Source organism: Serratia sp. L9 (assembly GCF_050632285.1).
GTDB lineage: Bacteria > Pseudomonadota > Gammaproteobacteria > Enterobacterales > Enterobacteriaceae > Chania.
On the sequence record NZ_CP192591.1, the window covers coordinates 59,597 to 86,046 of the forward strand.

The following is a 26,450-nucleotide window of genomic DNA, read 5'->3' on the forward strand; positions in this document are numbered from 1 at the left end:
ATCGGCTCACGCTGCGGCGTGCGGCCACAATCGGACTGTTTTTGGGTGGGTTAGGCGGGATGGTGGGTAACACCCTCGCCGCACCTCAGGTCGAATTTAACTGGCAAGCAGCACCGACACAGCAATCTGTCGATTCACTCACTTTACAACAGGCTATTTTGCGGGCCTTTGCACGCAACCCGCAAATTGCTCAGGCTGCGGCACAGATCAACGTAGGTAAAGGCGATTTGGCCTTGGCTCAAAGCGCCTGGTTCCCGCAGATTGCCTTAAACAGCAATGTGGGCAAATCCAATCAGACCGACTCGTCGGGTACCCTGAGCAATACGGCTTCCGCTGGCGTGACGCTGAGCCAGTTACTGTATGACTTTGGCAAGACCAGTGGCAGCATCGAGGAGCAACACAACCTTTCCGATGCCTATCGTTATACCCTTTACCAGACCATGACCGACGTCGGCCAGCAAACGCTGCAAGCCTACCTACAGGTCAAGCGCTATCAGGATCTGTGCCAGGCGGCGGAGAATAACCTGGTTTCACTGAACCGGGTCAAGAACATTGCCGGGCTGCGGGCCGATGCGGGCCTTAGCTCTCAGTCGGATGTCCTGCAGGCAGAAACCCGCATCGCCGGAATGAACGCCACGCTGGAGCAATACCGCGCCCAACAGCGTTCCGCTCTGGCTCAACTTACCGTGTTGACCGGCGTGGTGCCGGAAACACTCCCAGACCTACCGCAGCAATTGCTGCAACAGAAAATCACCCTGAAATCTCTGCCTTATCAGAAGAGCAGTGCTGTACTGGGCGCCCAGGCCAAACAGGAGGCGGCGATCCAGCGTGTACGCCAGGCACAAGCGCAGCACTGGCCAACCGTTTCGGTGCAGGCTGGCCGCACCCGCTACGAAAGCGACGGCAGTGATTCCCGTTCCTATTGGAACGATCAGCTACAGCTGGTGGTGCAGGCGCCGATCTACCAGGGGGAGCAGTCAACGCCAAGGTCGACTCCGCCGAAGGGGCTCGCCAAGCCGCACAGGCCCAGGTTGAGGCCGCCAAACTGGACATGAACCAGAAAGCCTCCACCGCCTACGCGGATCTGATCGGCGCCCAACATCGCGAGTTGGCCGGGTCACAACAGTTGAGCAGTGCGGACTACACCCGCAGCGTTTACCAGGACGAGTACAAACTCAGCAAACGCAGCCTGAACGACCTGCTCAGCGTCGAACAAGACGTTCTGCAAGCGGAAACCTCCCGTGTCTCCGCCCTGTATGACGGCTGGGATGCAGCAGTGCGTTACGCCTCTGCGGTCGACAATCTATTGGATATGTTGGGTATCGAGCGCCAACGAGCCAGCGGCGACGATTTACCGTCGCTCTAGTCTGAATAATATTGCCAGGAGCGCTTATGTCACAACCTGCTTCAATCGAAGCCTGGATCGCAGCCATGGCCCGGGCGGCCAACGGTTACGGTCTGGCGATCGATACCAAATCCGTCCGCCAGCAAATGCGCTGGTATGAGCAACTGCCCCTGCAGCGCCGCCTGGAGCGTATGGGCCATCTGGTGGGGCTTAGCGTCAGCCTGCAACCCCGGGAGAAAATCCGCTGGCGCAACGAGATCCTGCCGGCGATGTTTGAGATCGATAACGGCAGCATTGTGGTTATCGAATCCCTCGACAACGAGGGCAAGGCGCTTTATTGGCTCAACGACAGTGGTGATGTGCAACGGGAAGCCGATCTGGTGGAGTTGCTGACCAAGGGGCAAGGCACCATCCTGCTGGTGGGCGTGGCGGAGCGGGGGCAAGACTCTCGTATCGACGACTTTGTTCAACCCTACCGTAAGCATTGGTTCTGGCAGCATTTTCGCGGTGCCGGGCGGCAGATCGGCGAGATCTCACTGGCCTCGATCATCAGCAATGTGCTGGCGCTCGCCGGCATCCTGTTTTCGATGCAGGTTTACGACCGCGTTATTCCTGCCCAGTCTTACTCAACATTGTGGGTGCTGTTCTTCGGGGTGCTGATTGCTGCGGCGCTGGAATACGCCATCCGCCTGTCGCGTACCGTTATTTCGGATCTGATGGGCAAGAAGATCGACCTGAAGATCTCCGGCATGCTGTTTGCCCGCGCCCTGGCGATTAAAAACGAAGCCAGGCCCAAATCCACAGGTTCATTTATCTCGCAATTGCGGGAGATCGACCAGGTGCGGGAACTGCTGACCTCCACCACGGTGGGGGCGGCAGCGGATATGCCGTTCGTGTTGCTGTTCCTGGCGATTATGGCGCTGGTTGGCGGCCCATTGGTGTTTATCCCGATGCTGGCGATCCCGCTGATCGTTATTCCGGGGATCCTGCTGCAATGGCCGATGGCCAAATTGGCGAAAGAAGGTATGCGTGAAAGCGCGCTGCGCAATGCGGTATTGGTAGAATCGATCGAAGGGGTTGAGGACATCAAGGCGTTGCAAGCAGAACCTTATTTTCAGCGTCAATGGGAGCAAACCCACGCGGTCAGCGCCACCATCGGCATGAAGCAACGCCTGTGGGGCGCGCGGCTCAGCGGCTGGGCTTCGACGGTGCAGCAACTGACCTATGCTGGCATGCTGGTGTTCGGCAGCTACCTGGTGCTGAACGGTGATATCACTACCGGGACCATGGTGGCCTGCAGCCTGCTTTCTTCACGCACCATCGCCCCGCTGATGCAACTGACCATGGTGTTCTCACGCTGGCAGCACGCCAAAACTGCTATGACCGGCCTCGACGATCTGCTGAAAAAACCGCTCGATAAACCGGAAGAAGGCAAGATGGCTCACTGCCCGATACTCAGCGGCCACTTCCAACTGCGTAATCTGCAATACAGCTATGACGTAGAGAAAGGAGAAAATTCGCTCACCGTCAACAACCTGGAGATCAAACCCGGCGAAAGAGTGGCGATCCTCGGCAAGGTAGGGGCCGGGAAATCGACGTTGCTGAAACTGCTCTCCGGCCAGGCCAGCGCTACGCGCGGCAAAGTGATCATCGACGGGGTGGATATCAGCCATATCGATCCCGCCGATGTACGCCGCCAGTTGGGCTACCTTTCCCAGGAATCCCGGCTGTTTTTCGGTAGCCTGCGCCAGAACCTGATGCTGGGTAACCCGCATGCCACCGAACCCGAAATGTTGCAGGCACTGCGTATTTCCGGGGCATTGAGCATCGTGCAGCAAGACGCCGCCAGCCTGGATCGGATTATTCATGAAGGGGGCCGTGGCCTGTCCGGTGGGCAGCGTCAGATGGTGCTGCTGAGCCGCATGATCCTGCGCAATCCGCAGATTGTATTGCTGGATGAACCCACCGCCTCAATGGATGAACAGTTGGAAGAATACGTGATCCGCCAGATGCACAGTTGGCTCACCGGCCGCACGCTGGTGCTGGTGACTCACCGGCCAGCGCTACTGAAGCTGGTCGATCGGGTGGTGGTGCTGGATAACGGCCGCGTGGTAGCCGATGGCCCCCGCGATCATATCCTGCAGGCGGCCAATAAACCGGTGAATAAAGAACAGGGCGTGGCATGAGGAGCAACCGATGAGCAATATCACTATGCAAGACGATCTGGCGCGCCAAGGGCGCCAGCACTCCTCTATTCTCTGGCTGACGCTGCTGGGGATGATCCTGTTTGTCGTCTGGGCCTATTTTGCCCTGCTTGATGAAGTCACCGTCGGCACCGGCAAGGTAACCCCTTCCACCCGGGCACAGTTGATAGAGAGCCTGGACGGCGGAATTATCGATCACCTGTATGTGCATGAAGGAGATATCGTCAATAAAGGCCAGGTATTGGCACAGTTGGATGTGAAGCGCTTTCAGTCCAATTATGGTGAGGCATTCTCCCGCGTTCGTACCCTGCGCGCCTCCGCAGAGCGTTTACGTTCAGAACTGACTGGCGAACCCCTGCAGTTCAGCGCCGATACCTTAAAGGAGCCGGATCTGGTGGCCCGGGAGCGCCAGTTGTATGAATCCCGTAAACGCAACCGCGACGAGACCGTCACCAACCTGCAGCAGTCGATGCAGTTGGTGCAGCAGGAGTTGCGGATGACCGAGCCGCTGGTCGCCAAAGGCGCTGCTGGCCAGGTGGAAGTTATACGGCTGCGGCGGCAGGTGAGCGAACTGCGCGGCAAGATTGATGAGGCCCGTAACCAGTACGCCGTGCGCGCCCGTGAAGAACAGGTGAAAAATAACGCCGATCTGGATGCTCAACTGGAACTGGTTAACGGCAAGGCGGATCAGTTGGATCGGGCTACCATGGTTTCGCCGGTACGCGGCATCGTGAAGGACATTCAGGTCACCACCGTTGGCGGCGTATTGCAGCCGGGCGGCAAGCTGATGGAGATCGTGCCGTTGGAAGATCAGCTGTTGATTGAGACCCGTGTCAATCCTCGGGATATTGCCTACATCCGCCCCGGCCTGCCCGCCACCGTCAAGGTGACCGCCTATGACTCTTCGATTTACGGCAACCTGAATGGCGAGGTAGAGAATGTTTCACCGGATACTCTTCAGGACGAAGTGAAACGCGACCAGTATTACTACCGGGTCTATGTGCGCACCAAACAGGCGGAGCTGATGAATAAAGCCGGTAAGAAGTTCCCGATCGTGCCGGGAATGGTTGCCAGCGTGGAGATCAAAACCGGGCAGAAAAGCGTTCTGGATTACCTGATCAAACCGCTTAACAAGGTAAAAGAGTCACTGCGGGAGCGGTGATCCCTGTCCTGCCCCTCCCCAAAGGGAGAGGGCAGGTAAGCCCGCCAAACCCACAGCGCTTATCCGGAAACATCACTGCCCGCGCGCGCCCTGCCAACCGCCTCACCCAACTGCCATACCGCCATCGAATAATGCACGCTGTGGTTGTAGCGTGTAATGGTGTAGAAATTAGGCAGACCGAACCAATATTGATAGCGATTACCCATATCCAGCCGTAGCAGGCTGACATCCTGATTACCTTCCAACGAGCCTTGTGCAGTCAACCCAGCCGCCGCCAGGGTGGCAACCGAATAGCGGGTTTTGAACCCGGTTTCCAAACCAGGGGCCTGGCCATTAGCCGGGACTGCCACCGTTGCACCACGGGTCCAGCCATGAGCTTTGAAGTAGTTGGCCACGCTGCCGATGGCATCCACAGGATCCCACAGATTGATGTGACCGTCGCCGTTGAAATCAACCGCATAGCTCTTGAATGACGAAGGCATAAACTGGCCGTAGCCCATCGCACCCGCGTAGGAGCCCCGCAAGGAAAGCGGGTCATCCCCTTCCGCACGCGCCATCAGCAGGAAAGTTGCCAGCTCGCCACTAAAATATTCAGCACGGCGCGGGTAGTTAAACGACAGCGTCGCCAACGCATCGATAATACGCGTTTTACCCATTACTCGGCCCCAACGGGTTTCTACGCCAATGATGCCAACGATAATTTCCGGCGGAACGCCATAAATCTGCGAAGCGCGCTGTAACGCCTCTTCATATTTATTCCAGAACACTACGCCGTTTTGTACGTTGTCGGGCGTCAGGAATTTGCTGCGATAGCGAAGCCAGGCTCCGTTCGGACGGGTAGACGGTTGGCCAGCCGGGGCCTGTTTGTCCATCAAGCGCACCACCCAGTCCAACTGCTGAGCCTGAGCCAGTACATCGTGCAGTTGCTGGCGCTCAAAGCCATGCTCACTCACCATTTTATCGATAAAGCGCTCTGCCGCCGGATTGTCGGCAAAATCTCCGCCCAATGGGTGAATGGCATGTTCTGGTTCTAACACAAAACCACTTTTCACCAGGCTTTCCGGTGGGGCGAGTTCTGCAGGCTTAGGCTCGCTGCTGCAGGCAGCCAGCAAAGGGATCAGGGGTAAAAGAGTAACCAGATGGCGCATCGGATATCCATATAAACCGGGCAAAAAGAGTTGCCCACTATGTTAAGGTATTGTCTGGCGCGAACAAACAGGAATATGCCCTCCGCCGCTGCCGTTTCACCCCCGAAAATAATCTAGCGAAAACTAAGGGGGTATATACACTTATTATGACTTACATTTCTCTGGACAATGCCCGTTACGCATTCAAATGTAAGCCCGGATATTCTGCTGTAAACCGGTGATGAAGGTGTTGTCTTCCTAAATGACAATCGAGGTATAACGCTATGAGTAAACTTCCCTCACAAGAACCACCACGCCGTGCCCTGTTGAAACGTACCGCCGCCCTTTCCGTCTTGGCCATGACCGGCATTGCGGGCTTTACCGCCCCTTCGGTAGCCTTTGCCGCCGCGATGACCAAAGAACAGCGTGACAAGATGACACCGGACGACATCATCGAAAGCTTTAAAAAAGGCAATATGAGATTCCGCGAAGGAAAAATGCAACAGCATGATTTTGTGGCCCAGAAACAGGCCAGCCAAGAGGGCCAATTCCCGGCGGCGGTGATTTTAAGCTGTATCGACTCACGCGCCCCGGCGGAGATCTTGCTGGATGTTGGCATCGGTGAAACGTTTAACGCACGCGTTGCTGGCAATATTCAAAATGACGATATTCTTGGCAGCATGGAGTTTGCCTGCGCGGTCGCTGGTGCCAAAGTGGTGATGGTTATGGGGCATACGGCCTGCGGTGCGGTGCGGGGGGCGATTGATAATGCCGAGCTGGGCAACCTGACCGGGCTGCTCAACAAGATCAAACCCGCTATCGACAAGACCGATTACCAAGGGGATCGTACCGGTAAGAACTATGAGTTTGTCGATGCCGTGGCGAAAACCAACGTTGAGATGACCATCGATGAAATTCGTAAAAACAGCCCGGTACTGAAAAAACTGGAAGAGGAAGGGAAAATCAAAATTGTCGGCAGCATGTACCATCTGGTCGGCGGCAAAGTCGAGTTCCTCGCTTAACCCTCCTGGTAATAACAGCGGCTGGCATCTGCCACGCCGCTCGTTGCCACTTTAATTTCTGCCGCTGAAAAATAACTATTACTGATTATCAACCTGCTGCATAACCCACCCTGCAATTAATTATCTTGCTACTAATTGTAAAATCACTCTTTTGATCAAAAACCCAACCGATCACTAACATAGACTTCGCAAAAATTAAACATCCTACGGATAGGTTTTTTTCATGGAAATTAATGTTAATGGCCGTTTGGTCGCACTGAGCAACATCCCACCAGAAACCCCCTTGCTGTACGTATTACGCAACGATCTGCAACTCAACGGCCCAAAATATGGTTGTGGTCTTGGCGAGTGCGGAGCCTGTACCGTACTGATCGACGGGGTAGCCGCCCGCGCCTGTTCCATCCCGCTTGCCGCTACGCAGGGCAAGACAATCACCACGCTCGAAGGGTTAAGCCACAATGGTGAGCTGCACCCGGTGCAACAGGGCTTTATCGAGGAGCAGGCCGCGCAGTGCGGCTACTGCACCAACGGCATGATCATGACGCTGGTGGCGCTGTTCGAACGTAATCCTCTGGCAAACGAAACAGAGATCAAAAACGAATTAGCCTTCAACCTGTGCCGCTGTGGTACGCACATAGAAATTCTGGCCGCTGCGGAAAAAGCCAAACAGATACTGGCTGAGCGTGGTGCCCAATGAGGAGTCTGCAAATAACCCGTCGCCGCCTGCTGCAAGCGGGTGGCGTAGTGATGGTCAGTAACCTGCTGCCACTCAAAGCGCTGGCGGGGGCTCCAACAGCCGTTGGTCAGGCGATCCCTCTCGACCTTATCAGTAGCTTTATTGCCTTGGGTGCCGACGGAAAGGTTATCGCCTTTAACGGGCATGTCGATCTCGGCACCGGAGTGCGCACTTCGCTGGCGCAGATTGTCGCCGACGAAATGGATGTGGCGTTCGAAGATGTCACCCTGATCCTGGGTGATACCCACCGCACGCCGGATCAGGGCCCGACCATTGCCAGCGCCACCCTCCAGGTAACTTCAGTTCCTTTACGCCAGGCTGCGGCCCAGGTGCGCCAAATGTTGGTAGCGGTGGCCGCCAAGGCCTTCAATCGCCCTGCCGCACAGTTGAGTACCGCCAAGGGGATGATTTTTGCCACCGATAATCCTGCGGCCCGCTTAAGCTACGCCGAACTGGCCCGTGGGCAGGATCTGCATCTGCCTCTGGATAGCCATGTGGTGCTGAAAAGCCCGCAGAATGGCCAATACGTTGGCAAACCGGTGGCACGTGTAGATATTCCTGCCAAGGTCTGCGGCCAACTGACCTATGTGCACGATTTGCGCTTACCCGGAATGCTGCATGGCCGAGTTGTCCGCCCGCCTTATGCCGGTGCCGACAGCAGTGCGCCATTGGGCAAGGCACTGATTTCCGTCGATAGTCGTTCCATCGCCCATCTGCCAGGGATTGTGAAGCTGGTTGTGATCAATGACTTTATCGGCATCGTGGCAGAACGCGAAGAACAGGCCATTAACGCCATGCGCCAGCTCAAGGTCAGATGGCAACCCTGGGCTGGTTTGCCGGACCTTTCTCTGGATAAGCTGCACGATGCGCTGGTGGCCAATCCAAAATTCGAACGTGTACTGCGTGATGACCCCGGGACCACCCGCGCCCTGGCCGCGCTGGCTACCCCGGTCAATGCAGACTACGTCTGGCCTTATCATCTGCACGCCTCCATTGGCCCATCATGTGCCGTAGCCGATGTCAACGCACAGCAGGCAGAGATCTGGTCTGGCACGCAAAACCCTCATGATTTACGCAAAGACATCGCCAAGCTGCTTGATCGTAATCTGGAGCAGGTCCACATCAACCGTATGGAAGCCGCCGGCTGCTATGGCCGTAACTGTGCGGATGACGTGTCGGCGGATGCCGCCTTGCTTTCACAGGCCACCGGCAAACCGGTGCGGGTGCAATTGATGCGCGAGCAGGAAGCGGGCTGGGAACCGAAAGGTGCCGGGCAATTGATCCGGGTACGCGGCGGGCTGGATAGCCGCAATCAGGTGAGTGCTTATGAACTGAGAACCAGTTACCCCTCCAATAATGCCGTCACCCTGCCATTGGTGTTAACCGGCAAAGTCGCCAACCTGGCCGACGTGCAGCAGATGGGTGACCGAACCGCCATCCCACAATATGAATATCCTCATATGCGGGTAATTGCAGAAGACGCCGCGCCAATCGTTCGGGCCTCCTGGATGCGCGGCGTGTCGGCGCTACCGAACGTGTTTGCCCATGAGAGCTGGATCGACGAGCTGGCCTATCTCGCCAGGCAGGATCCGATCGCCTTCCGTTTGGCGTACTTAAAAGATCCGCGCGCCATCACCTTGATCGACGCGTTGAAAAAGCAGGCCAATTGGCAAGACGGCCCTGCTCACCGTAACCCGGCACCAGAGGATCAGGAAGTGGTCAATGGCCGTGGTTTTGCCTATGCCCGTTATTTCCACAGCAAATTCCCTGGTTTTGGTGCTGCATGGGCAGCCTGGATCTGCGATCTGAGCGTCAACCGCCACAATGGGCAAATCAAGCTGAAAAAATCTTTGTTGCCCACGACTGCGGGCAAATCGTCAACCCTGCCGGGGTTCGCCACCAGGTGCATGGCAATATTATTCAGTCCGCCAGCCGCATTCTGAAAGAGTTTGTCACCTTTGACAGCAGTGCAGTGACCTCACTGGATTGGGGGGTTACCCGTTACTGCGGTTTGATGAACTGCCGGAAGTGGACATTCAGTTACTGGACAACCCGCTTGAACCCCCGATGGGCGCCGGGGAATCAGCCTCAGTACCGAGCGCTGCCGCAGTGGCTAACGCGCTATTTGATGCGCTGGGTGTCAGGCTGCGCGAAGTACCGTTCACACCAGAGCGGATCCTGAAGGCGCTGCGTACTGCCTCCTCTCCAGCCATGCAAACGGGTAAGTCACTATGAGTAAAATCAAGAAAATTACCGGGCTGGGCGCACTGGCCGTTGTTGTCATCGTTGCCGTGGGGGCCATTGCCACCTGGCAGCCTGAAATAGTACAAATTGAGCGCCTGGATATGCACAGCTTCAGCCAGGCACAGATTGCGCAAGGCGAGCGCTTGGCCGCCTTAGGCGATTGTGCGGTCTGCCACACGCGCCCCGATGGCCAACGCAACAGCGGCGGGCTGGCGATGGAGATCCCCTTTGGGACGATTTACACCAGCAACATCACCCCGGATCCGCAAACCGGCATCGGCAAATGGTCATATCCAGCCTTTGAGCGCGCGATGCGCCACGGGGTCGATCGCCAAGGGAATTACCTCTACCCGGCCTTCCCGTATACCGCCTTTACCCGCACCAGCGACGAAGATCTCAAAGCGCTGTATGCCTACCTGATGACGCAGCCTGCGGTGCATTACCAGCCACCGAAAACCGCGTTGAACTTCCCGTTCAATATCCGCCAGGGGATTGTGACCTGGAACTGGTTGTATCTGACACCAGGTGCCATGCGGCCCGATACCAGCCAAAGTGAAGAATGGAATCGGGGTGCCTATCTGACGGAGGGCCTGGGTCATTGCAGCGCCTGCCATTCCCCCCGCAATCTCCTGTTCGGTGAACAAACGGGCCACGCTCATCTGACCGGTGGAGTAGCAGAAGGCTGGACCGCTCCGGCGCTGACGGCGAATAACCAATTACCACTCGCATGGAGCCAGCAGGATCTGTTGGCCTTTATGCAAGCTGGCTACTCTGCCAATCATGGCGTGGCTGCAGGGCCAATGGCGCCAGTGATCAAGGAAGGGCTTTCCCAATTACCCGTAGAGGATTTGCAGGCTATTGCAACCTATCTGCGCTCTTTCCATCCGCAAGATAAAAGCCCCCGGGCAAGGCGGCTGAGATAAACCAGCAGGCCGAACAACAGGTTGAGCCGCTGGCCTCGGCTGGAGCGAGGATTTTCTCCGGGGCCTGCATGGCTTGCCATGCTCAGGAGAAAGGCGCGCAGATGCCAGGCGTGCGCCCCTCACTGGCGCTGAACAGCAACCTTTACAGTGCCAGCCCGGATAACGCCATCCGCGTGGTACTTCTGGGCATTCAACATCCGGCCAAACAGGAATTGGGTTATATGCCAGCCTTCCGGTATAACCTCAACGACGGGCAAATTACGGCGTTACTGCAATATCTGCGGCAAGACTTTGCCCACCAGGCACCCTGGCCGAATTTGCAGCAACGGGTTACTGCGCTGCGGGCAGAAACCGCAGGGCAATAATTTGGCGGGTTCAGATCAGCTATCCGGAGATCGATTTATCTTCCCCGCCCCTCGCCCACCGGGCGAGCGGCATCAAATGGAGATGGGTACCCTATTTCTGCAGCTTGGCCAACAGCGTTTTGCGGGTAATACCTAACTGTTTGGCCGCTTCGGTTTTATTGCCAGCGGTGGTTGCCAAGGCGACCATGATCGCCTGTTTCTCAACCTGCTCCAGCGGTTGGATCGGTTGTTCCTGGCGCTGAGCTGGCGGTTGCTCAACGCACTGGCTGACACTCAGCGGGAGTTCTTTCTCGCTGATAAACTCGCCGCTCAGCAGGATCACCCCCCGCTCAACGCTGTTCTCCAGTTCGCGCACGTTACCGGGCCAGGGGTACTTCAGCAGCAGATCCATAGCCTGCGGGGTAAAGCCTTTCACCGTTTTGCGGTTACGCTCGGCAAACTTCACCAGAAAGTGCATCGCCAGCAAGGGGATATCTTCACTGCGTTCCCGCAACGGTGGGCTTTCTACCGTAACCACGTTCAGACGATAGTAGAGATCCTGGCGGAATCTACCGGCCTCAACATCTGCCAGCAGATCCCGGTTGGTCGCCGCAATCAGGCGCACATCTACCGTTAGCGTCTGGTTGCTGCCCACCCGCTGGATTTCCTGCTCCTGAATAGCCCGCAGTAATTTTGCCTGCATCAGAGGGGAAACCTCGCCAATTTCATCCAGGAACAGCGTGCCTTGGTTGGCCTCCATAAAACGCCCTTCCCGGCGTTTGTCGGCACCGGTAAACGCCCCTTTCTCATGGCCGAACAGTTCCGATTCCAACAGGGATTCACTCAACGCGGCACAGTTGATGCTCACCAATGGCTGCTCTTTGCGCAGGCTGTTGGCGTGAACCGCCTTGGCTATCAGTTCTTTACCGGTCCCCGACTCGCCACTAATCAGCACCGTTGCCTGCGAAGGAGCGATCATGGCGATCATTTCCATCAACCGGCGCATCGGCTCACTGCGGCCAATGATGTTCTGGTCATCAAACTGTAACCGCTGCTTCAAACTGTGATTCTCGGTTTTCAGCGAGGTATGCTCCAGCGCGCGTGCGATGGTGAGTTGTAACGTATCGAAATCTAACGGTTTGGTCAGGTAGTCATAAGCGCCCGCTTTAATCGCCTCCACCGCAGATGCCACGTTGGAATAGGCCGTCATGATCAGGATTGGAATAGCCGGGTTATAGGCTTTGATCGCCTTGAGGGCTTCGATACCGTCCATTTCTGCCATGCGGACATCGGTCAGGATCAGGTCAAACGGTTGTGCCTTTACCTGCTCAACCGCCTCCAAGCCGTTATGGGCCGAACTGACCCGGTAACCCCAACCGGTGATCAGCGCCTGCAGGATGGTGCCATGGCTCAGATCGTCCTCAACCACCAGAATATGTGCATTAGGCGTCATCATGCGCCGCGCCCTCCTGTTTTTTTGCCTTTGCGGGATCACCATCTCAAAGCGGGTACCGGTTTGCGGGGTACTGGTAACGCTGATGGTGCCCTGATGCTCTTCAATCACTTTTTGCACCATGGTCAGCCCCAAGCCGGTTCCGCTCGCTTTGGTAGTGAAATACGGATTAAAAATTTTTGCCAGATCGTCAGGTTTGATCCCCTTACCGGAATCGCTAACGGTAATGTGCAGTTCCTCTTCCCCCACCCGTTCAACGCCAACCTCAAGCAAACCGTCAGAACCGATCGCCTGAATGGCGTTGAGATACAGATTCAACAGTGCCTGGGTAAAATGGTCGGGGTCGATCTCCACCAGCGGCAAGGTGCCGGTGCAGCGGTAATTCAGGGTGATATTCTTACGCCCCGCGTCCTGGCGGATCAGATGCAGTGAATGTTCGATCACGTCATTGATATCGGCCTGTTGCAGACGCAAATCGGCTGGACGCACCAGCGCCAGCAGTTCGCTGATCACCCGGTTAAGACGGTCGACCTCTTTCGCCATCACTTTGGCCAGTTCCTGCTCCTCACTGCCCGGGGTCGAACGGCCTTCAAAATACTTGGCAAAACCTTTGATTGAGGAGAGCGGATTACGGATCTCGTGGGCCACGCCAGCCGCCAGATCGCCAATTGCCGCCAGCTTTTCTTTACGGCGAATTTCATCCTGCAGTTGGCGAACCTCGTGTATAAACCGCTGGCTGGAACGTTGATAGCGCCGTGCCCAGAAGAGCGCCAACAGGCTGGCTAACGCCAGCAGCAACAGGATAGAGAGCAGAATGGAGGTGTTACGGATATCTTTTGCCTGCGCAGCATCCAGCGCAGCGGTATCGAAGGCGGCGAAAATGATGGCCGGCGGTTCATCCTGGAGTGCGGGATCCTCGGTTTGTGCCATCCGATGCATATTCATCATATGACCCATATGGCCATTACTGCGTTTAAGGGGCTTAAAGAAACGATAAGCCTCGAAGGCCTCTTCGCGGTTTTGTTGCCGATCGACAAAGGAGGTCATGTGCCACTGCTCAGCGCCGCTCACGTTCAGCGCTGCCATCTGCTGTGGGCTGTACAACTGAGTTCCAACCCATTGCGGGTCACTGTGTGCCAGGATCTTGCCTGAACTGTCGGCGATCGCGATATACAGCACACCCGGCTGGTAGGCCATTTCCTCCAGCAGGATCTGGCGCTGATCCTGCCGCCAACGCATGCCCATACCGGTACGGGCTCCTGACTCAAAAGAGCGGATAAGCACCGCACTCTTTTCCCGTAACGTCTGGATTTCAACTTCCCGCCCACGCTGCAAATCCTTAAAGGCCAAGATGAGAATAGCGGCAAGCAGCACGATCACTGAGCCAATCACGATCCAGGCGGGTAGCACCGCAGATAGTCCTGATTTCTTTTTAAATTCCGTTGCCATTGCCTTCCTCTTTAACCGAGCCCACAGCCGCGGGTAATTATTACTCACCCTAACAGCTCACCGGGTAAAAATAACCCACTTTTTATAAGGACTTTTACCCGTCGACGGCATTAAACCGCAGGCATTCATTTTTATTGATGCCAGGGATTTAGCGGTATTGCCCTTCTCTGCCGCCAGTTAGCGGGTACGCCAACCCTTATTGGCGATCGTATAGCCATACAATTCCCGTGCCAGTCCAAACATGGCACGTCGGTTGCAAAGGCATCAGTGAATCATTTGAAAACCATCGATATGAAATTGAAGGAGATAAATCATGACACTAAATAAAACTACCCTTGCAGCCGTACTCTCTATCACCCTGCTGGCGGGACTCGGTAATGTTGCCATGGCGCAACAAAACATGATCGGGCAACAGGGAATGCATCGGGGTATGGGTTATCAGCATGGCTATATGGCTAATCTGACACCTGAGCAGCAGGCAACCAGCCAGAAAGCATTTGATGAATTCCAGCTTAAAACCGCCGATTTGCGCCAGCAGCTGATGTCCAAAAACTATGAGTACAAAGCGTTGTTAACCAGTAAGCCCCTGGATGAGCAAAAGGTGTTGGCCGTCAGCAAAGAAATCAACGCGCTGCGTGACAATATGTATCAACAACGCGTCGCGCTGGATACCGAACTGGCCAAAGCTGGCGTTCCGGCCATGGGATATGGGATGGGAATGGGGGTGCAGGTATGCACGGCGGGCGCGGATGCCGCTAAAATCATGTTGGGAGAGGCGAAATAATTAAGTAAACGAGAGAACACCAGCCGATGGCGGGTTTCTCTCACCCCCAGGCGGCCTTTCTTTCCTCTCACCTAAAAAATCATTAAATTCAGAAGCATAAAATAAAAACAAATAAAAAAAGGAACGATTTAATCTCAATAAATTGATTTGCAACAATATACTAAAACTCCCAGTCTCTATGCTGCCCCCCGAACACAATTTTTTTCCCTATGACCTGAATTAAATCAAGTTCCTGCCATACTTCCTACTATGAGACAACCATTGTCTCTTCGCGCACCTAACCAGTTCGGAGTTTTTATGACTAAAACAATCATTGTCATTGCCATTGCCGCCGCAGTACTCAGCGGATGTTCAGCCAATCGCACCTCTTCCGGCGATACTTTTACCGCCTCACAAGCCAGGCAGGCTCATTTTGTAACATATGGCACCCTGGTCTCTGTCCGCCCGGTAACCATTCAGGGTGGTGATGGGAACAACGCCGCCGGGGCCATTGGTGGCGCCGTGGTCGGCGGATTCCTGGGTAACACCGTAGGCGGTGGTTCCGGGCGTAACCTGGCAACCGCAGCCGGTGCCGTTGGTGGTGCAGCCGCAGGTTCTGGCATACAAAGCGCCATGAACCGCAGCGCGGGCGTGGAGTTGGAAGTACGCCGGGATGACGGCGTTAATATCGTGGTCGTTCAGGCACAAGGCAGCACTCAGTTCCATACCGGGCAACGCGTCGCTCTGGTGACCAATGGCAGCACCACAACCGTATCACCACGCTAAAAGCTGAACAGGTTATCCACGGTTTTGAGTTACTCAGCCGCATAATAACCACCTTTACAGGGAGCACAGTGGTCAGGGATGATTCTACTTTTCGGGATAATAGCGAGTTTTCCGGCTCGGTCATGACAATAAGAAACGGAGTTGAACCTGATGGTTATCAAATGGATTAAGCGCATTGCCCTGCTGGTGGTTTTTTAATCATTGGCGCGCTGGGCGCACGCATTTATGACACGCAAAGCGGGCCAGCGCTGCAACTTTGGCATACCTTTGTTCCCCATGAGTTGCGGGCTGATGAAATAGACAAAACCAACTGGGCAGGCTATTTAAAGGCTGAACAGGACATATTCAAAGAAGTTCAGCTCAATGTGACCGAAAAACTGGACAGCAGCCAGCAAACCGCCTTGAACCGTTATTATTCTGGCAGCCCCATCTACCCCGAAAAATTCCCCACTGACTGGAACCGCTCCTACATCATGATGCCGGAAGGTAAACCAAAAGGTGCGGTCGTATTGCTGCATGGTCTGACCGATACCCCTTACAGCCTGCGTCACATCGCAGATAACTATCGTCAGTATGGTTATGTGGCAGTCGGGATCCGTTTACCGGCACACGGCACCGTGCCAGGGGCATTGACCGATGTTGATTGGCAGGATTGGATGGCCGCCACCCGCCTGGCGGTACGTGAAGCCAAAAGCCTTGCAGGGGATGGTGTTCCGTTGCATATCGTTGGTTTTTCCAACGGGGGAGCGCTGGCGATGAAATATACGCTGGATGCGCTGGATGACCCTAAACTGGCAAAACCACAGCGTGTGGTGCTGATTTCGCCGATGATCGGCGTCACCAGCTTTGCCCGTTTTGCCGGTATTGCCGGGTGGCCAGCCATCTTCCCAGCCTTTGCCAAGGCAGCCTGGCTGGGGATTGTGCCGGAGTTCAACCCGTTTAAATACAATTCCTTCCCGGTCAATGCGGCGCGCCAGTCTTTCCAACTGACTCAGGCATTGCAAAAACAGATTGCCACCGATTCGCGTAACAACAAGATGGGGCAGCTCCCCCGATCCTGACGTTCCAATCGGTAATGGATTCTACCGTCAGTACCCGTGCGGTGATTACCGCGCTGTATAACCATTTGCCAGCCAATGGCAGTGAAGTGGTGCTGTTCGATTTGAACCAGGCGGTCGCTTTCGGGCCTTTGCTCAGGACCTCTTCCTATACCGCATTGCCACGGTTGCTACCGGCCCCCCGCGTAACTATAAGGCCACCATCGTCACCAACGTAACGCCAGAAACCACTGATACAGAGGCGCGCACTACCGCCGCAGGGCAAACCACAGCCATCACCGAGATGCTTGGGATCACCTATCTGCCGGATATATTCTCGCTGTCACACGTTGCCTTGCCGTTCCCGCTGAGTGATTCCCTGTACGGGCGTTACCCAGAACCGCGCAATCAATACGGCATCAGCTTGGGCACCTTTGCCGCACGTGGTGAACGCGCGGTGCTGGTGGTGGGACTGGATTCGTTGATGCGTCTGTCTTCCAATCCGTTCTTCCCATATATGCTCAAACGCATCGATGATAATATCGGCCCGGCACCAACGAAATAAAGCAGGTTAAACACGGCCAGTGTCCATTTGGCGCTGGCCGTGTTTCAACCGTTAAAAATAGCCGAGTCGAGCACGCTGGTTTTTATTGGACATGCCTGAAACAGGTTACGCACTCCCAGTTTATGCAACGCATTACGCCGGTGGGTATACACGGTTTTGGTTGAGATACGCAGGCTATGGCCGATAGCCCGCATATTCATGCCATCGATCATAGACAGCAGTACCGCTTTCTCTCTGCTGGTTAAGCTATCCTGAAGAGAAGTCACCACAGGGGGCTCCCCGCCTAAAATCTTGACCAACTCTTTAAACGCTCCATCGGTATCCTCTTTCGAAGCAATATGCCGCTCAAAATCCAGATTCAATTTTATTTTCATTTCGCTTGGAAAAAAATAAATTTTCCCGGAAATTTAGCAACGGAAATCAAGAATGACATTTTTTTCATTGAATTAGACATATGAAAAACCAACACATCTTCTTTGCCAAAGCTACTTAAGCTGGTACTTTTCAGTTCATTGAGTGACATTTGATTAATCACTCTCCCCTCAGCCTGTAAATACGCCTTTAGTCCGACAAAAAAATAACAGTTATCAGTAATGATATTAATGATACCAGACATATTGATAGCACTCCTTTTATTGCAAATTGAATCTCCATCTCATCAATATCACAGCAAGCCGAGGCTTAAAGATAGCCGAGAGGAAAGTTTGTATAGTCATGAGTTACATTATCCACGGGCCGCAACTCAATAATAGTTAATGGTAAATACCACTTTGCCATTCGCCTTGCCCGGTGAAACATTACTTAGCGTTTGAATATAACGGGCGGCCAGCGGGACACGAATTGTCGGACTACCGTCTTTCGGTAACGTCATCGCCTGTTCACCTGCAAAATTAAATAAGGTTGGCGTCTGGCTGCTATTGCCCCAGCCGATCTGGATACCCACGCCCGCTGCCGCACCGGAAACCGTCGAGTCGATAGCCATAATGCCATTGGCAGCATCAATCACTGAGGTGGTCGGGGCCAGACGTACACCGATGCTGTTGTTTGTAGGTACCGCAGTGTTGGAGGTTCCCGCATTAAAGTCTGCCATCAACCTTGGGTTGGTTTGGTTATAGAAACCATAGAAAACAGGGCAATTAGTCAGCATGATCGATGAGTCTATCCACGGAGTCGTAGAGTTGATCCCATTAAAATGTTCATGTTTTTCGTAAGATCCTAAATTAACAGACACATCAGGCGTCGTACAGGTTTGCGCTGATACCGTTAACTGACCTTGAAATCTATAGGTATTTATCCCGACAGGTAACCCTTTTACCGGTGGGAGCATTAATGGGTTAGCCCAATAGATTCTAGCACTCGGTAAACTTGATGAGTTAAGAGTGTAACTTCCCGGCGTGATCGGGCCTGTTTTAATCAACGAAACATGCAGTGGCCAAGCCGAAATATTGCCCCCATTAGCAATATTATCCGAGGATAATGAAAATAGAGAATTAACATCTCTATACGCTGGGGCACCTACGGTAGCGGCCTTTCTATCGCTATAACGCGAAATAGCAATACCGACACCCGGGATGTTGGTTTGGTATACTGCGCCTGGAAATGGGCCGCTCATGAGACCACTCAAGCCCATTGGAGCAGATTCGATATTGATTGACGTATTGTACCAAAGCGAGCCGGCAACATCGCCACTTTCAGCTTTGCAACTTAGCAGACCTTCATTTCCGGTGATCCAGTTACCCTGATAAATAACCGTGCCCACGGGAATATCGGCGCCTGCAGAAATTGTCGCAGGACTCAAAGGAATGGTAAAAGTCTGTGTTCCCGGTTGCATATTTGAACAATCCACCGCCCAGACGTTAGGACTCGCGCCAGCCCATAGCATCCCGCAAGTAATAAGGATTATTTTCTTAGTCGGTAATTTCATCATTAACTCCCTATTGCCAGGTTAGCTACGAAGGTTCTGTCAGGTTGAAGTTTAGCTTGACATCGCGCCATTAACTATTGGCCGCTATGGTGTTCACACTACTTTTCTCTACCGATGCAGAGTTACCCACAGCCGAACAGATAGAGTTAAATTGTTGCATCTGGCTGCTTTGTTGCCCTTTGGCTTGTGGCATCAGTATGTAACTCACCATGCACTGCATTTGGCTACCTTCGCCCCACTGCACACGCAGCCGACCTTTGTCTTCCGCCACGCGAGCATACAACTGCCCGCCCTGGCCCACTAAGCCTACGCTATTGCCTTTAGCGTCAAAGATATCGGCGCCGAACGGTACCGGTTCCCCTAGATAGGTGGCATTCACCAGGATCGGCGTACCCTGTTTGGTGTTGTATTTCACCTTCACCACCGCTCCGGAATACGGGGCGACCTTCTGGCTGGTATTATCCAATTCCACACCGGCCGCGGTTCCTTTCGGATCGATACTGATTTCATTCATCTGATAAGGGTTCAGGTAAGGCACCACCGCGTAGCCACGTGAATCGATGCTCACGCCAGGATACGAAGAAACCTTAGCCCCTTCGGCCCCTTTGGCTTCCACCAGCGCAAAAGTACCCGACGCGTAAGGCGTTAAGGTCACGCCCCCAGAGTGCGCAATCACCGTGCCACTCATTCCGGCTGAGGCGCTCTGATAACCTTTGCCGGTGCTGTACGTACCACTCAGCGCGGTTGCCGGGCTGCGGTAGCTACCGTTCAGCGAACCGCTGCTGCCCTGGCCCTGATTAGCATTCATCGCTGTCACACCATAGCTGAACTGATTCTCTGCCCCGGCGCTGCCAGATACCGTCGCCTGCTGGCCCGTACGGCCGCTGCTGTCATGGGACAGATCCATGCGTAGTTGCGGTGTATGCGTTTTTTCGTTACTTCCCAACGGCAAGCTGAAACTCAACAGATAGTTGGTTTGCGCCGACCCCAGACTGGAGAAGCTACGGTTCACGCTCAGGCCGTAAGACAGGTCCTTGTAGCGATTGTTGTAACCCATCTGGTACTGCTTCTCGCTGCCGTCTTTGTTCCAGTAATTCTGTAAAGAACCGCTGATATACAGTTGGCCCCAGTTTTCTGGCAGACCTTGTCCGGCGGTGACCGTCAGACGGTTTTTGGCACGTGAGATCGTGTCCGGTGAATAACCTTTCGCTACCGCATCACGGGTTTGCATCGCGCTCATAAAATCCATGTAACCATCGGTGGAAAAGCGGTATGCCGCCAGCGACAGATTACTGTTGGTTTCGCTGATCATTTTGCTGTAGCTGACCTGATAACTTTGCCCGCTGAGGCTGTTACCTGAACGATGTCGACCATCGGCATCCGTGCTATCGCCCAACTGGGTACGAGCCTGGGTAGCATCAAATGCCAGGGCACCGAACGGTGTACCCACAGCGGCTCCCAATTGCACTGCGTAATAATCCCGGCTAGCCTGCAGGCCACCATAACCGGTCACGCTGTTGGTCAAGCCAAGCTGGTAAGTTGCCTGGTACAGCGCCGGTTTATCACGCAGGTTTTCACTGCGTACCTCCCCGGCGGTGATGGAATAACGTGATGATCCCGGGCGTAATAGCTGCGCCACTGAAGCATATGGCACGCTGAAGTTCTGCTCGGTGCCGTCGGACTCACGCACGGTCACGTCCAGATTGCCGCCGTAGCCGGTCGGGTACAGATCGTTGATCAGGAACTCACCCGGCGTCACCGTGGTTTCATACAACACTTGACCGCCCTGGCGCACGGTAACACGGGCGTTGGTGCGGGCAATGCCACGGATATCCGGCGCGTAACCGCGCAGGGACTCCGGTAACATCCGTTCGTCGGTAGCAAGTTGAATACCAGTAAACGGCACGGTATCAAACAACTGCCCGGTAGTATTAGATTGGCCCATCAGCACGCGTGCTTTAAGCGCTGGAATATCGCGCTGCAGATAGGTATTGATACTGTTGTACTGGCTTTGGCCACTATCCATGCGGGTATAGGAGCCATTATGGCGCAGATACCAGGCACCTACGTTCACCCCGGCATTGACCCCGGCAAACAGTGAGTTAAAGGTATTACCCTGTGACTCGCTGGTATAGCCGTTAACGTTGTAACCCAGCAATAATGCCGGTACCCCGCTGTCCCACAGCTCTGGCCTCACGGTGCCACGGGCGGTGTTCAACATATAAACCTGCGGGATCACAATATCCAGACGCTGCTCGTTACTGTCGTAATTGACCTGGGCCTCCGGCAGTTTACGTAGCAAATCCAGGCACAATTCGCTCAAGTCTTGAGGATTTAAGAAACCCGCAGGTAATTTATCGTAATTGAACGGAATGCTTTTAATCAGATCGCCGGTCATGCAGGGATACACGGATTTGTCTGCCCGAGCCTTGAATTCAATATCAGAATTACTGACCGGTTGGTTATTAATATATAACGCGGTCTTATACACCCCAGGCAACCCCGAAGAGCCATTGGCAAAGCGGCTGAGATCAACCGCGTTATGATCGTCAACATTCAGGAAAGAGGCATCAAATTCCAGATTCTTTGCGACTTCTTGCGGAGCAGTAGAATTAACAATCGTCTCGGCATAAACATTACCGATAAACAATGTCGATAAAACGGCTATAGCCAGTGGCGATAGCCGCCCCGGCGGGTGATATTGCAAAGATTTCGACATGGCAAATCCCTTTAAGAACTGATTCCCTGAATAATGTTCAATAGATTAATGCGCGATATTTTTTTATTCATCGGCGCCTTTACTTTATTAATGCGTCAAAAGCCTTGACCGCACCATAATCATTGACAAAACTCCCGGAAATTTTATTTCCTGTATTCCCCGCTAAATCCAGGGCCATCGTGCTGCGCGGTGCCACCATCGCGTAGCCAAGTTTTTTATCGTTGACCGACAGGTTCACCAACGACACATAATATGGCGTCGGGTTAGTAGCCTGTACCCGGTTACCCTGAGTGCTCCAGGTGACTGCTTCTACCGCATTATTGGCGTTGCCTTGCAAACCGCTTGGGCGATAGAAAAGCTTAATGCGCGAACGAAAAGCCAACTGCAGACGGTTCTCTTCGTTTGTAGTTGCCTTCTTGGCCGGGACTTCCAATACGTTCAACCAGAACACCGATTCCTTGTCCATCGGCAGCGCGCCCCCGCATAGCTGATACGTAGCGTCTGGCCCTTACCGGACTCCACTCGGTTCATCGGTGGCGTCAGTACAAACGGCACTTTGATCGCCGAAGGTTTGGCATTGGCATCGCCACTATCAATCCAACTCTGCAACAGAACCGGAGACTGCCCACCATTGCTGATCTTGACGCTGACCTCTTTGGCATCGGAAGGGTAAATCACCCGCGTACCGCTAATCACCACACTGGCCAAGGTGCTGGCACTGAACAGGGCAACGGTGACCAAGGTGCAAGCCTGGCGTAAATCAACAAGGGGAAATTTCATGAAAAAACTCCGCGTAAGCATACAGATTAGGAGGGATTTCCCCCTCCTACTACGTATTACTGGTACTGAATAGAATAAACAACGTTGCTGATCACGGTACCAGGGGAAGTCACTGCTTCGGCGAAATAACGCACAGTGTATGGCAGACTGGCGCTACCACCTGAAACATCGACATAAGTGGTGTTGGTCACCTGGTTTGCATTACCAGCCTGGATTACCTCTTGAGACGCGTTGGAAGCGTCCAGCAGCTGCAGACTGACGTTAGAAGCCGTGCCCGTCAGGTTCTTCAGACGCCCGGTAGTCGGATCCACTGAAGCACCGGCTTCAAAGAAGGCAGAAGCCGTGCTCAGCGTACCTGAACAGTTGTTCAGAGCCATTGAGAAACCCGTGTCACCAGCGGTAATGCCAGCCCCATTCAGTTGGTTAGTACCTACAGTTGGTAGAATTACGGTTGCATCTGCATCCTGGCCATCAACTATAACGTCACAGGTGTTGGCAGTCAGTTCACCTTCAAAAGTGATAGTGCCAGTTGAAGCAGCCTGAGCCATACCCGCTGAACCAAAAACGACGGCCAGGGACGCAACAATTGCTAACTTTTTCATATATATTCCTACTTACCTTGTGTTGTTAAACCATTCTAACATCCATTAAAATGGCGTGGGGAATATCCATAAAGCATGGATATAACTACTCTGCTAAATTGTTTAATACTAATTTACAACTTTGGTTTCCAAGCCAAAAATAGGCAATCAGCTTGAAAGAAAACTGGCATTACGAATCTTATTTTATAAATAGCGAAGATACTCGGTTGTTATCTATAGAGTATCCAACACCATGTATGTTCGCTATAAAATCATCAGAAAGACCGATAGATATCAGTTTTTTTCGCAATTCATTTATTGCATGCCATAACCGCTGACTGGATGAAGATAAATTAATCTCCTCCCACACACTTTTCATTATGTCATTTTTATAAATAACAGCATCTTGACTATTCGCTAGCAAATAAATCAATAACCGCGTTTGGATCTCATTAAGAGAGATGACCTTGAAAGACAGGATGTGTTCCGTCGCACCACCGGAGTAATGAAGGAGTCTTCGGTTAGCAATATCGAATTGAATGTCATCATCCATAAGGAATCCATAAAGTCTACTTTCCATATACCTCTCGGATTATTATTTCGTCTATGAAACAAAAATAACAAGCCTCCTTTTAAGTTAGGCATTATAGAAACAATTTTCACTATGGCAACAGAGCCAGGGTGATCACTTTGCCATCTATCAAAAGGCGACAACAGTTTTAAACTCCAAACTAAAAATGCAAACAAGCATATATGACTAAAAAATAAACCTTGCCTGGTGTTTTTAACACGCTCTTACTTCGATGGATTTAAGTAGTCAAAAGCCCCAAAGATTAAAAATTATCGATATTAATTACTATCAGTTTAAAAAATATCATTATACTTCAAACTGTTACTCAAATTGACAGCATTAGGAATTATCTGCCAATTGAATAATATTCACCCTCCTATCAATCTGGCCATCATTTTTTTCACAAGTTAGATTTTCTTAACTTCGATGCTAGCCGTGCTGATGGAATAAATACTACCCAAAAGATAGGATACTTCTTAATGAAAAAGTTTTAATTTTCAACATAACATGAAAAAACCAATAATTTCATAATGTTAATTATAAATCTGAAATGAAAACATAATCACTCTTTATTGTTCTTAAATAATAGTAACTCTCATTTAAGATGATGCGTCAACTTACTGATTTAAAAGGATTATAATTATAGCGTTCATCCATCACCCTTTCGCAGCTTATAAACTATACTTTTAGCAAGGCAAACTGCGCTGCCAGCAACCAAAGGTATTTGATTGAAAATGAAAAAGAAAGCCATCATTAACGATGCTATCTTGTACATATTTGAAGAGCACCGTTTATGCCCGCTGCGTGTAAGAGGGAAAGAGTCAATTTTGAATGTCCCTGCCAGCCGCTGCCTGCAATTATTATTGGAGCGCCCCGGTATTGTTATCAGTCAAAGTGAGTTCTTTAACGAAGTGTGGCAGAAAAATGGTCAGTATGTTACCGCCAATACTCTCTATCAAAATATCTCATTGCTGAGAAAAGGAATGAGGGAGGCAGGCCTCACTAAAAACGTCATTAGAACGATACCCAAGGTCGGGGTGGTGTTTTCAGGCACCGTTGAGATTTTAGAGGAAGGCGACAGCGAGGGGCTTGAACAAAAGATCGCGACACCAGAGGCCCCCTCGCTGAAAATAAGCCAGTCGAGAGACCAGCAGAAAAACCACGGTTAGCCCCTTATTGGCAAAGAAAAGTATTTTTTCGCATCGGTCTGATAACAGCATTCACCATTGCCATGTTTATTCTATTAATTAGCCACCGTTCTCAAAGTGCCCAGTTCTTCGATGCCCACAATAGAGTCACCTCAGTCAATCAATGCTCCGTATACATAGACAGGGATGATTTAGAGGTTAATGTGGAGGGATATATTAAATCGTTGGAAGCCAATAACGTGGTCTGTCACCCAGATGAGTTTATCTACATTACCAAGATCCCTTCGAGTAATGACACTCTCGTGCTGTTTTGTGATGCAAACGCCAAAGGAGATCTAAGGTGCTCAACTCGCTTTAAAATCAACAATCAACACACACCTATGGCTGGGCTAAGGCCGGTCAGGTGAAACATGTATTGACTAACCACAAGCGGATTGGCCGCCGTGCCGTTGCATTACCCAAGCCAGGCAGGTAGATTGCTGTTGACCTCACAAACGGCTATCACGCTGGCTGGCGAGAAGGGAATTCGTCTTATTTCAATCCCTTTTTCTGAAGATGAGGATACAAAGCCTGGGCCGCAGTAATTTTCAGCTTTAGCAACTGTTCTTCAAACTGCCTTGGCCTGGGGGCTCCTTTCAGGCCAAGGCTGGTTTCCTGAATGATCAGGCTAGCGCTTTGGCCTTGAGCTGCTGGTATTCACTTTCGGTAATAACACCATCGTCCCACAACTTTTTGGCATCAGATATCTGCTCGGCTGGCGATTTACCAGCGACCTCACGGATATACTCGTTGGTTGCAGAGACATTTTTTTGTAGCTGTGCACGATGCCGTTCAGCCATACCTTTACCCCGGGCAATAAGGTAAACCAGAGAGGTTAACAACGGGATGAAAAGCAGGAAGACAATCCACACGGCCTTATAAAAACCGCTTAGTTGATGATCACGAAAAAGATCGGAAACGACTTGGAACAAAATAAACAGATAGGCGATAAAAAAGAAGAATGAAAATGTCGTTACCAAAATATCCCAAAGGGTGAGTAGATGATAGGTCATTAGCGCTCCTTTCTATTCAATTATAACGGGAATCAAAATCAGCCATAAACACATCATAAGTATATGTCGCTATTCTATTTTTTCCATGTTGGATGATAAAAATGCCAATCTGTCCTGGCTTGATGGCAGGTTCTCTTACCCCTGGTTACGCCAATAGCCGTGCTGGCTGACATCATCGACAATTTCCTGCACGGTCACTTTAGCCTCAATATCATTGAAAAAGTCACTGGTAGCGATCTCGGTTTTATCATTAAGGCCGGGGATCACCGTAAGATGGCTTTCCGGGTAGATCTCGTGAACACGAGTTTGCAACTCAGCAAGATAAGCTTCCCGGCTTTTATCAGACAAGTTTCTGAACAGGTTTTTATCCACTTTCACGTCGATTTTCATACCAATTTGCCCTGTAAAAATAGAGTGGGATATGCCATATCAGGATAGCGCTGGCGGCAGGATTTTGATGAGGTATTTATGGCATTTGGAAGGCCGCCAGTAATGAATCCCGATCCCGCCGCTTT

General features: G+C 52.6%; 17 protein-coding genes and 5 pseudogenes. 10 read left to right on the top strand and 12 right to left on the bottom strand.

Features of this window, described 5'->3' with window-relative positions:
- The first annotated feature begins 59 nt into the window (after positions 1-59).
- The 3 genes and pseudogenes from ACQ86O_RS00250 (at position 60) to ACQ86O_RS00260 (ending at position 4,711) form a co-directional block, all read left to right on the top strand.
- Positions 60-1,366 (top strand): annotated as a pseudogene (locus tag ACQ86O_RS00250) (TolC family outer membrane protein).
- A 26-nt stretch (positions 1,367-1,392) separates the two neighbouring features.
- Entirely contained in the window at positions 1,393-3,531 is a 2,139-nt protein-coding gene (locus ACQ86O_RS00255; RefSeq protein WP_431223666.1) for a type I secretion system permease/ATPase, read from the top strand.
- A 10-nt stretch (positions 3,532-3,541) separates the two neighbouring features.
- A complete protein-coding gene (locus tag ACQ86O_RS00260; protein WP_431223667.1) occupies positions 3,542-4,711 on the top strand; it encodes an HlyD family efflux transporter periplasmic adaptor subunit in 1,170 nt (389 codons plus the stop codon).
- A 59-nt stretch (positions 4,712-4,770) separates the two neighbouring features.
- On the opposite strand, the gene mltB is transcribed toward ACQ86O_RS00260, so the two are convergent.
- Positions 4,771-5,859, bottom strand: a complete 1,089-nt coding sequence (gene mltB, locus ACQ86O_RS00265; protein WP_431223668.1) for a lytic murein transglycosylase B — start codon at positions 5,857-5,859, stop codon at positions 4,771-4,773.
- A 263-nt stretch (positions 5,860-6,122) separates the two neighbouring features.
- On the opposite strand from mltB, the gene ACQ86O_RS00270 reads away from it, so the two are divergent.
- The 3 genes and pseudogenes from ACQ86O_RS00270 (at position 6,123) to ACQ86O_RS00280 (ending at position 11,128) form a co-directional block, all read left to right on the top strand.
- Positions 6,123-6,860, top strand: coding sequence for a carbonic anhydrase (locus tag ACQ86O_RS00270; RefSeq protein WP_431223669.1), 738 nt, complete (start codon positions 6,123-6,125; stop codon positions 6,858-6,860).
- Positions 6,861-7,083: 223 nt separating this feature from the next.
- Positions 7,084-7,557, top strand: a complete 474-nt coding sequence (locus ACQ86O_RS00275; RefSeq protein ID WP_431223670.1) for a (2Fe-2S)-binding protein — start codon at positions 7,084-7,086, stop codon at positions 7,555-7,557.
- A pseudogene (locus ACQ86O_RS00280) lies at positions 7,554-11,128 on the top strand (molybdopterin cofactor-binding domain-containing protein). Before ACQ86O_RS00275 ends, ACQ86O_RS00280 begins: the two are co-directional and overlap by 4 nt.
- A gap of 91 nt (positions 11,129-11,219) precedes the next feature.
- Here ACQ86O_RS00280 and ACQ86O_RS00285 read toward each other — a convergent pair.
- Entirely contained in the window at positions 11,220-12,563 is a 1,344-nt protein-coding gene (locus ACQ86O_RS00285) for a sigma 54-interacting transcriptional regulator (RefSeq protein WP_431225614.1), read from the bottom strand.
- 6 nt (positions 12,564-12,569) lie between these two features.
- A pseudogene (gene zraS, locus ACQ86O_RS00290) lies at positions 12,570-14,009 on the bottom strand (two-component system sensor histidine kinase ZraS); the annotation flags it as partial.
- A 313-nt stretch (positions 14,010-14,322) separates the two neighbouring features.
- On the opposite strand from zraS, the gene ACQ86O_RS00295 reads away from it, so the two are divergent.
- The 3 genes and pseudogenes from ACQ86O_RS00295 (at position 14,323) to ACQ86O_RS00305 (ending at position 17,160) form a co-directional block, all read left to right on the top strand.
- Positions 14,323-14,793: a periplasmic heavy metal sensor gene (locus ACQ86O_RS00295; RefSeq protein WP_431223671.1), complete on the top strand. Its 471-nt coding sequence runs from the start codon at positions 14,323-14,325 to the stop codon at positions 14,791-14,793.
- Between the two features lie 297 nt (positions 14,794-15,090).
- Positions 15,091-15,558: a glycine zipper 2TM domain-containing protein gene (locus tag ACQ86O_RS00300; RefSeq protein ID WP_431223672.1), complete on the top strand. Its 468-nt coding sequence runs from the start codon at positions 15,091-15,093 to the stop codon at positions 15,556-15,558.
- A 150-nt stretch (positions 15,559-15,708) separates the two neighbouring features.
- Positions 15,709-17,160, top strand: a pseudogene (locus tag ACQ86O_RS00305) (alpha/beta hydrolase).
- Positions 17,161-17,204: 44 nt separating this feature from the next.
- Here the strand turns inward: ACQ86O_RS00305 and ACQ86O_RS00310 are convergent.
- The 7 genes and pseudogenes from ACQ86O_RS00310 to ACQ86O_RS00340 form a co-directional block, all read right to left on the bottom strand.
- Positions 17,205-17,522: a helix-turn-helix domain-containing protein gene (locus tag ACQ86O_RS00310; protein WP_431223673.1), complete on the bottom strand. Its 318-nt coding sequence runs from the start codon at positions 17,520-17,522 to the stop codon at positions 17,205-17,207.
- Positions 17,523-17,530: 8 nt separating this feature from the next.
- Positions 17,531-17,776, bottom strand: coding sequence for a hypothetical protein (locus tag ACQ86O_RS00315; RefSeq protein ID WP_431223674.1), 246 nt, complete (start codon positions 17,774-17,776; stop codon positions 17,531-17,533).
- 126 nt (positions 17,777-17,902) lie between these two features.
- Positions 17,903-19,087 (bottom strand): fimbrial protein, encoded by a 1,185-nt coding sequence (locus ACQ86O_RS00320; RefSeq protein WP_431223675.1) that lies wholly within the window; start codon positions 19,085-19,087, stop codon positions 17,903-17,905.
- A gap of 67 nt (positions 19,088-19,154) precedes the next feature.
- Positions 19,155-21,803, bottom strand: a complete 2,649-nt coding sequence (locus tag ACQ86O_RS00325; RefSeq protein ID WP_431223676.1) for a fimbria/pilus outer membrane usher protein — start codon at positions 21,801-21,803, stop codon at positions 19,155-19,157.
- 79 nt (positions 21,804-21,882) lie between these two features.
- Positions 21,883-22,583, bottom strand: a pseudogene (locus ACQ86O_RS00330) (fimbrial biogenesis chaperone).
- 56 nt (positions 22,584-22,639) lie between these two features.
- The gene (locus ACQ86O_RS00335; protein ID WP_431223677.1) at positions 22,640-23,185 is read right to left on the bottom strand and encodes a fimbrial protein; all 546 of its coding nucleotides are present in this window, start codon (positions 23,183-23,185) and stop codon (positions 22,640-22,642) included.
- 178 nt (positions 23,186-23,363) lie between these two features.
- Positions 23,364-23,717 carry a winged helix-turn-helix domain-containing protein gene (locus tag ACQ86O_RS00340; RefSeq protein ID WP_431223678.1) on the bottom strand — a complete coding sequence of 118 codons (354 nt, stop codon included), beginning with the start codon at positions 23,715-23,717 and terminating at the stop codon, positions 23,364-23,366.
- Positions 23,718-24,469: 752 nt separating this feature from the next.
- Between ACQ86O_RS00340 and ACQ86O_RS00345 the strand changes: the two genes are divergently transcribed.
- Positions 24,470-24,904 (top strand): winged helix-turn-helix domain-containing protein, encoded by a 435-nt coding sequence (locus ACQ86O_RS00345; protein ID WP_431223679.1) that lies wholly within the window; start codon positions 24,470-24,472, stop codon positions 24,902-24,904.
- Positions 24,905-25,545: 641 nt separating this feature from the next.
- Here the strand turns inward: ACQ86O_RS00345 and ACQ86O_RS00350 are convergent.
- Both ACQ86O_RS00350 and ACQ86O_RS00355 read right to left on the bottom strand, forming a co-directional pair.
- A complete protein-coding gene (locus ACQ86O_RS00350) occupies positions 25,546-25,935 on the bottom strand; it encodes an SHOCT domain-containing protein (RefSeq protein ID WP_431223680.1) in 390 nt (129 codons plus the stop codon).
- Positions 25,936-26,070: 135 nt separating this feature from the next.
- Positions 26,071-26,325, bottom strand: a complete 255-nt coding sequence (locus tag ACQ86O_RS00355) for a penicillin-binding protein (protein WP_431223681.1) — start codon at positions 26,323-26,325, stop codon at positions 26,071-26,073.
- Between the last annotated feature and the right edge of the window lie 125 nt (positions 26,326-26,450).